At 48.7% G+C, this 13,708-nt stretch carries 16 protein-coding genes and 1 riboswitch; of the genes, 9 read left to right on the top strand and 7 right to left on the bottom strand.

Translation table 11 applies throughout. The features are described from left to right. Positions 1-35 precede the first annotated feature (35 nt). A complete protein-coding gene (locus tag AC0VZ8_RS20020) occupies positions 36-1,061 on the top strand; it encodes a substrate-binding domain-containing protein (protein WP_475487727.1) in 1,026 nt (341 codons plus the stop codon). A gap of 223 nt (positions 1,062-1,284) precedes the next feature. On the opposite strand, the gene AC0VZ8_RS20015 is transcribed toward AC0VZ8_RS20020, so the two are convergent. Then, a complete protein-coding gene (locus AC0VZ8_RS20015) occupies positions 1,285-1,830 on the bottom strand; it encodes an AAA family ATPase (protein ID WP_475484185.1) in 546 nt (181 codons plus the stop codon). Positions 1,831-2,225: 395 nt separating this feature from the next. Between AC0VZ8_RS20015 and hxlA the strand changes: the two genes are divergently transcribed. From hxlA to AC0VZ8_RS20000, 3 genes are all read left to right on the top strand, one after another. Continuing rightward, the gene (gene hxlA / locus AC0VZ8_RS20010) at positions 2,226-2,858 is read left to right on the top strand and encodes a 3-hexulose-6-phosphate synthase (protein ID WP_475484184.1); all 633 of its coding nucleotides are present in this window, start codon (positions 2,226-2,228) and stop codon (positions 2,856-2,858) included. Positions 2,859-2,864: 6 nt separating this feature from the next. Continuing rightward, a complete protein-coding gene (gene hxlB, locus AC0VZ8_RS20005; protein WP_071220349.1) occupies positions 2,865-3,428 on the top strand; it encodes a 6-phospho-3-hexuloisomerase in 564 nt (187 codons plus the stop codon). Between the two features lie 83 nt (positions 3,429-3,511). After that, entirely contained in the window at positions 3,512-3,931 is a 420-nt protein-coding gene (locus tag AC0VZ8_RS20000) for a winged helix-turn-helix transcriptional regulator (RefSeq protein ID WP_071220350.1), read from the top strand. Positions 3,932-4,465: 534 nt separating this feature from the next. Here AC0VZ8_RS20000 and AC0VZ8_RS19995 read toward each other — a convergent pair. From AC0VZ8_RS19995 to AC0VZ8_RS19985, 3 genes are read right to left on the bottom strand one after another with little or no spacing between them, the layout of a single operon-like run. After that, a complete protein-coding gene (locus tag AC0VZ8_RS19995; RefSeq protein WP_475484183.1) occupies positions 4,466-4,762 on the bottom strand; it encodes a putative quinol monooxygenase in 297 nt (98 codons plus the stop codon). Positions 4,763-4,772: 10 nt separating this feature from the next. Next, the gene (locus AC0VZ8_RS19990) at positions 4,773-5,411 is read right to left on the bottom strand and encodes a nitroreductase family protein (RefSeq protein ID WP_113061100.1); all 639 of its coding nucleotides are present in this window, start codon (positions 5,409-5,411) and stop codon (positions 4,773-4,775) included. A gap of 27 nt (positions 5,412-5,438) precedes the next feature. After that, positions 5,439-5,840 (bottom strand): MarR family winged helix-turn-helix transcriptional regulator, encoded by a 402-nt coding sequence (locus AC0VZ8_RS19985; protein ID WP_475487726.1) that lies wholly within the window; start codon positions 5,838-5,840, stop codon positions 5,439-5,441. 255 nt (positions 5,841-6,095) lie between these two features. Between AC0VZ8_RS19985 and AC0VZ8_RS19980 the strand changes: the two genes are divergently transcribed. Beyond that, a complete protein-coding gene (locus AC0VZ8_RS19980) occupies positions 6,096-6,347 on the top strand; it encodes a YolD-like family protein (RefSeq protein WP_113061102.1) in 252 nt (83 codons plus the stop codon). An 81-nt stretch (positions 6,348-6,428) separates the two neighbouring features. Here AC0VZ8_RS19980 and AC0VZ8_RS19975 read toward each other — a convergent pair whose 3' ends face one another. The 3 genes from AC0VZ8_RS19975 to AC0VZ8_RS19965 form a co-directional block, all read right to left on the bottom strand. Then, the gene (locus AC0VZ8_RS19975; RefSeq protein WP_475484182.1) at positions 6,429-7,532 is read right to left on the bottom strand and encodes a CobW family GTP-binding protein; all 1,104 of its coding nucleotides are present in this window, start codon (positions 7,530-7,532) and stop codon (positions 6,429-6,431) included. Next, a complete protein-coding gene (locus AC0VZ8_RS19970; RefSeq protein WP_475484181.1) occupies positions 7,532-8,506 on the bottom strand; it encodes a TIGR03943 family putative permease subunit in 975 nt (324 codons plus the stop codon). Before AC0VZ8_RS19970 ends, AC0VZ8_RS19975 begins: the two co-directional genes overlap by 1 nt. Before the next feature lie 97 nt (positions 8,507-8,603). Then, a complete protein-coding gene (locus AC0VZ8_RS19965) occupies positions 8,604-9,614 on the bottom strand; it encodes a permease (RefSeq protein ID WP_475484180.1) in 1,011 nt (336 codons plus the stop codon). Between the two features lie 157 nt (positions 9,615-9,771). Further along, positions 9,772-9,851: riboswitch (ZMP/ZTP riboswitch) on the top strand. Between the two features lie 64 nt (positions 9,852-9,915). Between AC0VZ8_RS19965 and AC0VZ8_RS19960 the strand changes: the two genes are divergently transcribed. The 4 genes from AC0VZ8_RS19960 to AC0VZ8_RS19945 all read left to right on the top strand — a co-directional run bounded on the left by AC0VZ8_RS19960 (position 9,916) and on the right by AC0VZ8_RS19945 (position 13,606). Beyond that, entirely contained in the window at positions 9,916-10,764 is an 849-nt protein-coding gene (locus AC0VZ8_RS19960; protein WP_475484179.1) for a bifunctional 5,10-methylenetetrahydrofolate dehydrogenase/5,10-methenyltetrahydrofolate cyclohydrolase, read from the top strand. Between the two features lie 324 nt (positions 10,765-11,088). Beyond that, positions 11,089-11,889: a Cof-type HAD-IIB family hydrolase gene (locus tag AC0VZ8_RS19955; RefSeq protein WP_475484178.1), complete on the top strand. Its 801-nt coding sequence runs from the start codon at positions 11,089-11,091 to the stop codon at positions 11,887-11,889. Between the two features lie 350 nt (positions 11,890-12,239). After that, the gene (locus AC0VZ8_RS19950) at positions 12,240-12,587 is read left to right on the top strand and encodes a PadR family transcriptional regulator (RefSeq protein WP_475484177.1); all 348 of its coding nucleotides are present in this window, start codon (positions 12,240-12,242) and stop codon (positions 12,585-12,587) included. Between the two features lie 2 nt (positions 12,588-12,589). Beyond that, a complete protein-coding gene (locus AC0VZ8_RS19945; protein WP_475484176.1) occupies positions 12,590-13,606 on the top strand; it encodes an HAAS signaling domain-containing protein in 1,017 nt (338 codons plus the stop codon). Positions 13,607-13,708: the final 102 nt, after the last annotated feature.

The following is a 13,708-nucleotide window of genomic DNA, read 5'->3' as shown; positions in this document are numbered from 1 at the left end:
TTCTATAGATGTACTATTTTGATAAACAAGGGGAGATGGAGATTATGAAAAAGCTTTCCGTATTGGCTCTGATTCTCATGCTGACTGCAAGCCTGCTGGCGGCTTGCGGTTCATCGGGCAAGAGCGCTTCAGGAACCGACAGTCCAAGCGAGGGCGGATCCGGCTCAGGCTCCGGTTCGGCTGCCGAAGGGGAAATCTATATTCCGATCATTTCCAAAGGCTTTCAGCATCAGTTCTGGCAGGCGGTAAAAACTGGTGCCGAGCAGGCAGGGGAAGAGCTTGGCGTAAAGATTACCTTTGAAGGACCAGAGACGGAATCCCAGGTGGATAAGCAGATCGAAATGCTGCAGGCAGCACTCGATAAGAAACCAAGCGCGATCGGTTTTGCTGCACTGGATAGCCAGGCCTCCATTCCTTATCTGAAAAAAGCCCAGGAAAACAACATTCCGATCATCGCCTTCGATTCGGGCGTGGAAAGCGACATTCCGGTAACGACGGCATCGACGGACAATATGGCTGCATCCGCGCTTGCGGCGGATAAAATGGCGGAGCTCGTCGGGAATGAAGGCAAAATCGCCATGGTGGTCCATGACCAGACCAGCGTGACCGGGGTTAGCCGCCGTGACGGCTTCAAGAAGCAGATCGAAGAGAAGTACCCGAATATCGAAATCGTTGACATCCAGTACGGAGGCGGGGATCACTTGAAGTCGACGGACTTGGCCAAAGCGATGATGCAGGCGCATCCGGATTTGAAAGGGATATTCGGGGCGAATGAGGGTTCGGCGGTCGGGGTCATTAATGCGGTAACGGAGATGAAGAAGGAAGGTCAGATTATCGTGGTCGGGTTCGATTCCGGAAAAGCGCAGATTGACGCAATCAAGAATGGAACGATGGCGGGAGCCATCACGCAGAATCCGGTCGGCATCGGATATGAGACGGTAAAAGCCGCCGTGGCGGCCATCAAAGGGGAGAAGGTTGAACCGCAGATCGATACGGGATTTTACTGGTATGACAAAAATAATATCGATAGCGACGAGATCAAAGCTGTGATCTATGAGTAAAATGAAATGAAGGGGAGCCCTATAGAGGGCTCCCCTTAACGTGACATCCGCTTACGCAGATGCCACCTCCATATTCTGAATCAATTCGTTCAGCCTCCTTTCCGATCATTTGGTCCAGCCGGACATCTATATTAAACCACGGCCGGCGGCAGGACTGAAGTGAATAAACAAGCTTAATTGTTTTTTACCAGGAATTTTTGTCATGAATGATACCGGGTTTATGTTAACGGATCTGCCCCTCGTTCCATATCCGCTTCCAAATCTCTTGGGCGGTCTCATCCGGAGATAAATCGGAGGTATCCAGCCACATGCCGATTCTCGGCGTTTCGTCGTTCAAACGCCGGTTCAGCTCATGGATGGTCCATACCCCGTAGCCTTTTTTGTTACGAATCTGCTCGCGTGCGCTGATGGCATTCTCAGATGGGTTCAGCACAACGACGTAAACGGGAAGGCCGTTTAGCATTTCGGTTATTTGCAGCAGCGCGGGGCCGAGAATGACGTCCTGGAGGACGACATGAAAACCCGCTTCAGCATAGGTTCTGGCAGTGGAGGCCGATAATCTGTAGCGCAGGGCGAGCTGCCGTTTTGCTTCGTCTGAAGCATCCGGAAGCATTTCTTCCCTGCCCTTGATAATCATTCTCCGAAACGCGTCTCCCCGCAAGTGGACTCCGCGTTCAAATTTCTCGGCCAGCAGCTGGGCTACCGTCGATTTACCGGAAGCCATGACACCAGAGACAATAATAACGGCTGGTTCAGATGAATGTGACATAATCATATCTCCAATGCTATCGGATTGTAAATGAAAGGGAGCCCTATAACGGGCTCCCCTAAACGTGACACCCGCTTATGCGGATGCCACCTCCATATTCTGAATCAATTCGTTCAGCCTCCTTTCCGATCATTTTGTCCGGCCTGACAACTATATTAAACCACAGCTGAATGCGAGCCGAAAAGTGAATAAACGGGCTTAATTGTTTTTTACCAGCGTCTTGGAGACAGTATGCATTGCTAATTAAACGGAGCCCATAAACCCTTGTCCCGCCTTATTACTTACTTCCACGTAAGTATCTCACTTCTAAGTACGTACTTCCGGAAAGTAAACTGTCTGCTCTACAATGGGCGTGTAGTTATTAACCAATACGTTCATAAGGAGAGAATAACAATATGGAACTTCAATTGGCATTGGATTTAGTAAATATTCCTGAAGCAAAACAAGTGGTGGCTGAGGTAGCCGAGTTTATCGACATCGTGGAGATCGGAACGCCGGTTGTCATTAACGAAGGACTTCATGCTGTAAAAGCAATCAAAGAGGCTTTCCCGCAGCTGCGTGTGCTTGCCGATCTAAAAATTATGGATGCGGGCGGTTATGAAGTGGCGAAGGCATCCGAAGCCGGTGCGGACATTATTACGGTGTTAGGCGTGTCCGATGATGCTACGATCAAAGGCGCGGTAGCGGAAGCCCTCAAGCAAGGCAAGCAAGTGATGGTCGATATGATCAATGTGAAGGACATTGAGAGTAGAGCAGTGGAGATTGACGCTTTGGGCGTGGATTACATTTGCGTTCATTCCGGCTACGACCACCAAGCGGAAGGCAAGAATTCATTCGAGGAATTGGCTGCGATCAAACGTGTCGTGAAGCACGCCAAGACGGCGGTTGCGGGAGGAATCAAAATGGAGACGCTCCCTGAGGTGATCCAAGCGAATCCTGATCTCGTGATTGTCGGAGGGGGAATCACAGGTCAATCCGATAAAAAAGCGGTTGCGGTCCAGATGAACCAGCTTGTTAAGCAGGTCTAAGTTACGATGAGTCAAAAGATATTTCAACATGCAGCTCTCATTGCCGAGGAGATCTCGGCATCCGTGCAGCAGATCAATGCTGGTCAGATTGAGGAGTTGATTGCACGGATCGTGCAATCCGATGCCATTTTCTTAGCGGGGGGCGGCAGATCCGGTCTGATGATTCGAGCTTTTGCCATGCGATTAATGCAGATGGGGTATAAGGTTCATGTCGTGGGCGATACGGTAACTCCGGCCATCGGCGCGCGGGATTTGCTAATTATCGGTTCAGGCTCCGGCGAAACGCAGAGCTTGGTGTCTATGGCTCAGAAGGCCAAGGGTATAGGCTCTGCCGTAGCGGTGGTAACCGTGAATCTCGAATCACGTATCGGTAAGCTTTCGGATGCGATCGTTCGGCTACCGGGCACAACGAAGGAGCAGAATCAAGGATCTCTTGTCACCGTTCAACCGATGGCCTCTTTATTTGAGCAAACGATGCTGATCGTCTTGGATGCCGTCATCTTGAGATTGATGGAGATGAAGGAACTTCACTCGGAAAATATGTTTGGGCTGCACGCCAATTTGGAATAAGAAGTCAAGGTGTGGGTATAGTTGCCGCTTTGATGATATAACCGCGACCGTTGTATACTGTAGGGAAGAAGGGGTGATGCATTATGGCAAGTGAAGTCAAGCAGCGAATCAATCTGAAGGAAATAAACTGCCATAAGGAGTTAACTCTGGCGGTCATCGGCGGCAAATGGAAGCTGATCATCCTATGGCATCTTGGTTTAGAGGGCGTTAAGCGCTTCGGTGAGCTGAATCGAATGATTCCTCATATCACGCAAAAAATGCTGACCAACCAGCTTCGTGAATTGGAGGAGGATCAGCTCGTTCATCGTGTGGTTTACCCCGAGGTTCCGCCTCGAGTCGAATATTCGCTCACGCCTTACGGGGAGAGCTTAATGCCGATCTTGAAGCTGATGTACGATTGGGGAAAAGATTACGGCGAACAGGTCGTCTGGAAAGACGGCGAGCTGTCTGAGCATAAAGACGATGGACAGGCAGCGGAGCAACCAGTCGCACAGAAGCTGTAATTTCTCGAACATGCATGCGAATGCATTAGCAAGGCGATCGGGCAGGGGTTTTTTCGAGTAAGAAGGTGCTGAGTTCTAAAGCATAAAAAAACGGCGAGCCAATAGGTTCGCCGCCGCTGGTTTGAGCTTCCTTGATCCATGTTATTATTGCTGGCTTTCAAGGTATTGCGCGAGTTGATCAAAAGTTCCGCCAAATCCTTGTTTCACCATCGGAGCCATTCCATCAAATGCTGCTTGTTCTTCTGCAGTTGCGTTGACAGGGCCTCCCTGCATGGTATGATTGGTCGACCTTTAACAATCCGCTGCCATGGATGGCTATCGAAGAGCTATCGCTGTAAGGTTTAGGATATGTTCCCCTTTGAGTAAACTGTGCAGAAGAAGACGCTACAGACGATACAGTTTACTTAAAGGGAACTTTTTTATGGGAGAGTTTATAAGATAGAATCCGAAGAAAATAGGGATATATCCATTTAATAAAAAAAGCCAAACTCGTCTGAACGAGTTGGCTTTTTAAACGTGACTGCAGTCTGTTCATTATTTGTTTATCGGTTGGCCTGCATATGCTTGCACATTTAGCGGAGCTGTCAGGTATTTTGGAGCTTCAGCTACAAATGCCTGAAAATGGCTGCTCGCATTGTGGAGCCCAACAGCTTCCTGGTCTTTCCACTGTTCAACCATGAGATACGTGTTATCCTGCTCCGTATCTTTAAGCAGCTTATAAGATTCATTTCCTTGTTCCGCGCGGGATGCCTCAATAAGTTTTTTTACGGATTCCAGAAATTCTGCCTCTAGCTCACGGTTTACTTTCATTTCTGCATGAATAATAATCATCGCTATGACCTCACTTCCACTCTGCAATACGATCAATAGGAAGACGGGTCGTCAAACGCGCTTCTTTGGCAGCTTTACCTACAGAGATGAGCATTACCGGCACATAACGTTCTTTCTCCATACCAAATGCTTCTGCAATTCGGGATTTGTCGTATCCGCCAATGGGGTTCGTGTCATATCCACGGGCACGAGCAGAAAGCATAAGCTGCATGGAAACCAAGCCGCTATCGATAAGGATCATTTCACGGAAAGATTGTGCCGGAATACGCCCGAACAGATCGGTATAGTTTGCCATCATCTGATCTTTAATCTCTTGTGGCAGATAACCGCGTTCCACAGCGCTGCCCATAATTTCATCTGCATTGTCGAATGCGTTCATATCTCCAAATACAGCAATGACTGCGGAAGAAGTTGAAACTTGCGTTTTGTTCCCTGGTGCAAGCTCTTCAAGCGTCGCTTTTCCTTCTGGGCTATCAACGACAAGAAATCTCCAAGGCTGAAGATTAACGGATGATGGAGCCAAAGTCGCTTCTTCCAAAATTTCAGTCATTTCTTCACGGCTGATTTTCACCGATGGGTCATATACCCGCACAGAGCGACGGGAAGTAATAATTTCTTTATAATTATTGTTTAGGGAAGTTACAGTCATGATATTCTCTCCTTTAATCTCTATAAGTTAATGGGTCTTACTTGGTTCTTTCATTAGTTGAATCTGGCTGTTCAGCTTCTGTAGCGTTTGAACAAACGCAAGTCGTTCTGATTCCGTGAGGTCTGCCTGCAGTTCCTCCATAAAGCGATCTTTCTCCGCCTTAAACGCTGCTACTCTACTTGTGCCCACTTCAGTTAGCTGAACCAACGTAATCCGGTTGTCATTCTCGCATCTGGTTCGGAGAAGTATTCCTTCCGCTTCCAACTGCTGAACATGACGGGTCACCGCAGCTGGATCAATAGACACAGCCTTCTGCAGATCCGATTGGCTAATTTGGCCCCCCGTCAGTTTGCATAGGAGTTCGAGTCGATTGGGACTAACTCCAGCACATCGTTCAAACCGGGTCGAAATATGCTTGTTTAAATGCATTAGCAAGTACAGCAGGTCTTCCGTATGGCACGTAGCGATTATAAAGACCCCCTTCAATTCATTGACTCATCAATGTTTGATGGGTCAATCATATACCTTTGTTTTCTGAAAATCAAGTCTTTTGCATAAAAAATTGAATCGGATTTCATGTATAATAGGAAGTAGATTCCTAATTCATAGGTTTGAGGAATGATTAGTTTTTCATGGAGAATGTAATGCTAATGCATGAACAACATAAATCAGGAGGACAAGGTTATGGCAAAAGCAAAAGTTCCAAAGAGACCCACTAGAGATGAGTTTGTACTGGAAGAGCTCGGAAATCAGCTTACGGAAGCTTACCAGGAGGAATCGGTCATCGTACTGACGGTCTGGGGATGGGAAGAAGCAGTCCGCGGACAAATCGATCAAATGGACTCCCGCACAGGGAAGGTGCACATGAAAGAAAATGGCGTCATTACGAAGGTTCCCTTTATGGATATTATGGAAGTGAATTATCCCAGGGACTAATCAGAATAATACCGAAAAAGGAGATCCTGCGAGGATCTCCTTTACTTTATCTCTGTCTAATTATAACCATCCATTCAGCTGTCATTGTACCACGCCACTGAGCAAGCTTTCCCACTCCTGAATAATGCGATTTTTATCCAGACGATGGCCGATCAGCGTAAGATATCCGCGTTGCAGCTGCAGCGTGCTTGGCTTACATTCAAGCTCTGATCCCGCCCACTGAACTAGAGAGGGACCCGTCGAGAGATGGATGTAACCTTTGGCCCGAATCAGGCTGGGGCCAAGTGCAGCGAGAAAAGTTTCGATCGCGCTCAACTGAAGCGGGAAGGGGGATGGAGCAGATAAGGTCAAGGTATCCATGCCCGTGAAGGATGTGCTGCTGTGTCCGGACTCTTCTCCGTGCAGATGGCTATGGTGGTCATTGGCAGATCTCTCTGGCTTGTGGTGCGCATGCTTGCTGTGATTTTCAGTCAACGGTTTGTCTTGCGAATGATCCGCAAGATCTCCTGGCTTCCATTGCGAAGTTGGAAACGAATGGCTCGGGTCCTTAGAGGCCTCAAGCTGAAGCTGAAGCGTCGAAAACACTTCATTTTCATCCAAACGGCTGTAGTCGGTTACGGACAGGCTTGCCGTCGTGTTTATTTTTCTAATGGAGGTCATGACTTTGTTGATCTGTTTATCGTCGCAGTCCCCGGCCTTGTTAAGGATGATCATATCCGCGAAGCTGATTTGTCCCCGCAGGGTACGCACCAGCTCACGACTGGATGCAAAGAAGCTGTTGTACTCGAGAAATTTGCTGCAGTCGGCCAAGGCAATTTTGTGCTGGATTGAGATTCGATCAGCCAGGGACGGATCCTGCAGATCCTCAAGAATCTGTTCAGGATTCGCCACGCCGGTTGTTTCGATGAATATGAGATCCGGCTTCTGATCTAACAGGGTTTGCAATGCTTGACCCAGCTCGTCTCGCCGGGTGCAGCAGATGCATCCGTCGAGCAGCTTCTCAATCGGAAGATCGGGGATTTGGTTGGAGACCGTATCACCATCCACATCTTGTTCGCCCATCTCATTCATAAGCACGGCGGTTCTCCACTGCCGCTTGGCGGCATATTCCAGCAGTCTGAGCAGCAGCGTGGTTTTGCCGCTTCCCAAAAATCCGCTAATCAATACAACGGGTATCTTGTTCATTAATTGATTTCCTCCTTGGTCTCGTTATCATTCGAATACAGCTCGTCAAACTCCGCGACGGAGTCCGGATTCGTGAAAATGTAAGGGGATGCCGGCTGCTCGATCGGCTGAATCTGCTTCGCTTGAATTTGCAGCGTCTCTTTACCATTCAAGGTGGCGACCTGGATCGTGCCATCAATCTGGACCCACGTATCATTAGCGAACGACGCAGCATTCGTGCCCCGCACAAGAACCCCGAACGGTACGGCGTCTGCCGTGCAGCACATCACGAGGAATCGGCTGACGGCAAAGGTATCCTCATTCATATGTCCGTCGCGGAAGACGAATCCTTGCACCGAGATGGTTTTTCCTTGAAAATGCTCTTTGTACATATCCATGGCCCCGACGGTTTCCGAGAAAATGTCCGGTTCCACCTTAATGACGGGCAGCGTATATAAGCGCTTGGCAAGCTCTGCAAACTCCACACTATAGATGTCCTTGGCAACGAATCGTTCGTTCAAAGCGATATTTTCTTCTGCTCCTTGATCCATGCCGGGTAATCGCTTATCCGTGCCTGAAAAGGCGGACGTGTTGCGGTCATCGGTTTTACGCCGTACATCGGGATTCGGATAGGTGTAGATCATTCCTTTTTTGGCTGCCATATCGCTGCCCAGGGCTTGGTCCGGCAGGAGCAGGCCAAACAGCAGCGGCACCGTGAATAACCCGTATACCGTTACGTTTTTGACAAGGCCGGCAGGCAGGGGATGCTCGCAATCACACACCTCTCCGGAATCGCCCGCAAGGGAATGCCACATCATCCCGAATGCAATGAACAACAACGGAACCGGGCAGAGAAGCAGTAGGGTCTGCATATGAGGCGCTAGGTAATATTCAAGCGAATCTGAAGCATTCAGATGCATGATATAAGCGGCGAGAGCCGCAACAAGCAGCGACCGGAGCGTATAGTGAATCCGTATCCTCAAACTGGACTTCATCCTCCCAATCACCTCCAATCTCAAGCGGATACCTGATGATCCTAAACGGTCCCGGCAATCTCGTTTGGTTTTTCATCAATCTTTCATCCTTAGGCAGCTATCCACCCAAAAGAGCGTTGACGGCTACAGAGCCGATGAAGACAAGCGTCATCACCAGCAGGCTTAAACCGATGACGAATTTAGTCTTGAAGGTAGCCGACAGCATGAGCAAGCTTTTGAAATCCAGCATCGGGCCGAGCACGAGGAAGGATACGAGTGGACCTACGGTGAAGGTGTGCGTGAACGCCGATGCCACAAATGCATCCGAAGTCGAGCAGAGGGATAGAATGAAAGCAAACCCCATCATGAACAGGTAAGAAGCGGTGGGACCGTTCCCCAATGCCAGCAGCTCTTCTCTAGGAATGAAGGATTGGATGCAGGCTGTCAGGAATGCGCCAAGAACCAGGTATTTGCCCATTTCGATCAATTCGTCTCCGGCGTGGACAAACAGGCTTCTCCAGGTTTTGGGATGCTCGTGCAGTTTGCGTTCACCAGCGGCGGAATCTTGTTCGGAAAACTCTTGTAAGGAACGCTTGAGCGGGTTGTTCCTTGAAAAAACATAGACAAGCAAACCTACCGTTACCGCGACTGCAAAAGCCAGTCCCATCCGGCCGATCGTCACTTCGGGATGCGAACGGAAGGCCATGATCGTCGCAGCGAACACAAGGGGGTTCAGGATAGGTCCGCTGAGAATAAAGGTTACAGCGATGTAGGCAGGCATCCCCTTAAGCATCAGCCTTCGGACGACCGGGATCATCCCGCATTCACAGATGGGAAACACGATCCCCAGCATGGAAGCGAACAGGACGCCGATGACCGGATTTTTGGGCGTGATCCGACGCACCCACTGTTCTTTAACGAACAGCTGAAGAAGGGACGACAGCAGCACTCCAAGCAGCACAAATGGAAGCGCCTCAAGGAAAATGCCCGTAAAAACCGTTTTTACCTGCTGTATGTCACGGCTAGATATTAGACTTGTATCGTTCTGCAGCCATATCGTCAAGACCGGTATCACGAAGACAAGCGGAATCATGAAGGGCAGCATTTTGAAGATTACCGGATATTTCATTCAGGCCTCCTGGAGCGAATTGTTCTTAAGACATTCTATGCTTGTACCATCGGCAACATACTAGATTCTTGCAAATTAATCAAAAGGATTACGATTTAATACGTGAACTTCATGACCGGTAGCGCGAAGTCCAAAGTCGTGGTATATTTAAAAAAAGTTATCTGTGTGTTACTGGCGTAGCTTGGGGTACCAAGAGGGAGCACATAGGATCATATGCCGTACGCCTGGGCAAGAGGTAAGGAGACGATCAGTCGCCTTGCCTCTTTATGTTTTTAATACAATGGCGAAGGAGCGGATTAGCATGAGTAAGGAACCCGTAATTTTGGATGGAAAAAAGGTATCCGATGATATTAAGGCAAAGCTGGCGGTGAAGGTACAGGAATTGAAGCAGCACGAGATAACGCCTTGTCTGGCAACGATTCTAGTTGGCGATGATCCTGCTTCTGCGACCTATGTGCGGATGAAGGGAAATGCTTGCGAGCGGCTTGGTATCATATCCAAGAAAGTGGTGCTGGAGACATCGACCTCGACCGAGGAGCTGATCGCCGCGATACAAGAGCTGAACGAGGATCCGAATGTCCACGGTATTCTGCTGCAGCATCCGGTGCCGCATCATATCGATGAACGGGCGGCTTTTGATGCCATTGCCATTGAAAAAGACGTGGATGGAGTAACCACGCTCGGTTTCTCGCAAAATGCGTTTGGTTTTGCCGATTATCCGTCTTGTACGCCTGCCGCGATTATTGCGATTATGGATTATTATGACCTGCCGATCGAAGGGAAGCATGCCGTGGTGGTCGGACGCAGTCCGATTCTGGGTAAGCCGGTATCGATGATGCTGCTCAATCGCAATGCTACCGTTACGATCTGCCACTCGAGAACGAAGAACCTCGGGGAGCTTGTGTCCCAGGCGGATATCGTGGTTGCGGCCGTAGGCAAACCTAATTTCATTCAAGGGAGCTGGATTAAGCCGGGTGCCGTTGTATTGGATGCCGGCTACAATAAAGGGAATATCGGCGACTGCGATTATGAAGCCTGCGCGAAGGTGGCATCTGCGATTACACCGGTACCGGCAGGTGTCGGCCCCGTTACGATTGCTACATTGCTGAAGCATACCGTCGAATCGGCCGAGCGAACCGCGCAAGCCTAAAGGAAAGTCACAGACCATTTGCATATGAATGAAGGTGCGCCCATGAAATGCTCGATGAGGTTCGCTCGGAAGTGAAATAAGCCCATAGAAGAAGTCCGTCTGCACAAGGCGGACTCTTTTGTTGTCAACGCTAATGTTAATGGAGAGGGTTATCTTGAATTCATCGATATGAAATACCATAGAAACCGTGCTACTGCGCGGTTATTTATGCGTTATCGGGATGTGTTCGAACAACCTTGCTGAAATAATGGCTTGCTCTGAAATGCTTTTCATCATTTACAATATGGTTACTGGCTAGAATCTACGGAAGAGGGGCGAGTTTCATTGAATAAGAAAATCATATTTTTTGATATCGACGGGACGCTGCTGGATCATGAAAAGAAAGTTCCGGCTACAACGAAAGAGTCCATTCAGGAGTTAAAGGATGCCGGGCACATCGTCGCTATAGCGACAGGGCGCGCTCCCTATCATTTTGAAGAGCTGCGGGAGGAGCTCGGTATCAATTCCTATGTTTGTATGAACGGTCAGTATGTGGTTCATGAAGGCAAACCGATCTATGGAAATCCATTGGCGCAAGATGCCTTGCAGAAGCTGACGGAGCAGGCCGTTGAGTTTGATCATCCGATCATATATGCCGGCAGTGAAGCCATGAAGATGAACGTAACCGAGCACGTTCATATCGATTCCAGCTGGGGGGAACTAAAACTCACGATCCCTGAATATGATCCGGAATATTACTTGGGCAGAGATATTTATCAGGCCATTGTATTCTGCACGGAGGATGAGGAAGCGGCTTACGTGAACAATTTTGCAGGCCGGTTCGATTTCGTTCGATGGGGTCCTTATGGAATCGATGTGTTGCCGTCCGGGGGATCCAAAGCCGAAGGGATCAAACACTTGATTCAGCTGCTGCACATCGATCTGGAAGATACGATTGCCTTTGGCGATTATCTGAATGATCTGGAGATGCTGTCGTACGTGGGCCACGGTGTGGCGATGGGCAATGCGCCGGAAATCGTCAAGAAGGCGGCCAGGCATATAACCAGGGATGTTGATCAAGACGGTATACAGTACGGCCTCCGTCTGTTGGGTCTACTGGGTAAGGAACCGCAGGAAATCGTGTAGTTATTTTACGATAAAAAGTCATGCAGCGTGTCAGTCTTCGTTCCTGAGGGACGATAAGGACTGACATGTTTTCGGTTTGAAGTGCATTTCGAGAAGCGCAGTTTTGACGATGGAATGAGGGAACAACATCGCTGTGAGATGAGAGCATTTAAGAAGGTTATCTTATGACCTGGGACAATCCCGGCCATAGGATAACCTTTTTTAGATGAAAGTGCAGGTCTTCACGCGGCCTGCTTCCTGGTTTAGCAGCCTTACAACAAGTATAATCAAAAAATAATTGTAAATAACTATTAATTGTCTATATACATTAGTGTGTGTCGTACAGTATAATGATCACAGGAGTTGATGATATGTCAGAGGATCAAGATATTCTGAACAGTTTGGTGCAGGAGCTTCGGCGAGGAACGATCATACTTGGTGTCCTCAGCCAATTGTCGGAACCTCAGTATGGATACTCTTTGGTGACCATATTGCAGGAGAAGGGGATCAGCGTGGAAGCGGGTACCCTGTATCCCTTGCTGCGGCGGTTGGAGAAACAAGGCTTGCTGGATAGCGAGTGGGATACGAATGAAGCTCGTCCGAGGAAATATTACATCATAAGTCAGACAGGGAAAGAAATATATCGCCAGCTTTACCATGAATGGAAAGATATGATGACAAGTCTTGATGGGCTTGTTGACGACAAGGGGGATGTTTAGTAATGGATCTGATTAACAGGTATATTTATGCAGTGACGCAGAAGCTGCCCGAATCACAAAGAGCCGACATTGAAAAGGAACTGCATGGACTCATCGAAGATATGCTGGAAGACAGGGGAGCAGGCGTCGGGATTGCGAGGACTGAAGATGTGGAACAGGTGCTGCTCGAGCTCGGGCCACCCGGAGACATGGCAGCTAGATATAGAGGAAGAGAACGGTATCTCATTGGACCCGGTTTGATCGGCAGTTATTGGTCTGTCCTGCGGATTGTGTTGTACTCGGTCGTCATCGCTCTTGGCATCGCGTACATGGTTGATTTCTTTACAAGCTCGGATCCTACCGCCGAGAAGCTTCTGGAGTACTTTGTCTCCTTGCTGAGTGTGGCTATTCACGGGTTCGCATGGGTTACCGTTATTTTTGCCTATATCGAATATCGCGGTGCTCGGCAAGTTTCTAAGGACGCTTGGAAACCATCGGATTTGCCTGTAATTCCGGAACCAGCCGTTCGGATTAAACCGATCGAACCGGTGCTGGGCATTCTATTTTCCGTGCTGTTCTTCGTCCTGTTCACGTTTTCCCTTAACCTGATCGGTGTTCATCGATTTGATGAAAACTCGATCGCCATTCCGGTGTTTGAACAGGCTGCCTTTGCCAAGTATTTGCCGCTGATATGGCTTCTTACCGCCTTCAGCATATTCAATGAAGCCAGGAAATTAATCACAAGAAAGTGGACGCCGCAGCTTGCCGTCATGCATGTCATATTTAACGTTGCTTCCGTTATCGTTGCGGTGATTCTGTTCTCCGATATGGCGATTTGGAATCCGACTTTCATGGAGCAGCTAGCACAGACGGGTTTCGTAACACCGGGAAGTGAATCGTACGACATCGTAAAATCAATTTGGGATCGATCCAGAGATGGTCTTATTTACGTCATCGTGATCATTACTCTTATTGATACCGTGTCCGTTCTGATGAAGAGGTTTCGGCGGAAAGAAGGAAATACAGCGTTAACCAAATAAAGACATAAGTGTTGAAGTTAAGGGTGTTCCAAAAGATCTTGGATCTGGCGGGATGCTCTTTTTTTGCTATTAGGAGACAATCCGTATACGAATCGTTCCAGG

This window comes from Paenibacillus sp. QJM3NY_38 (assembly GCF_056173265.1).
This window is presented reverse-complemented; position numbering and strand designations above follow the sequence as displayed.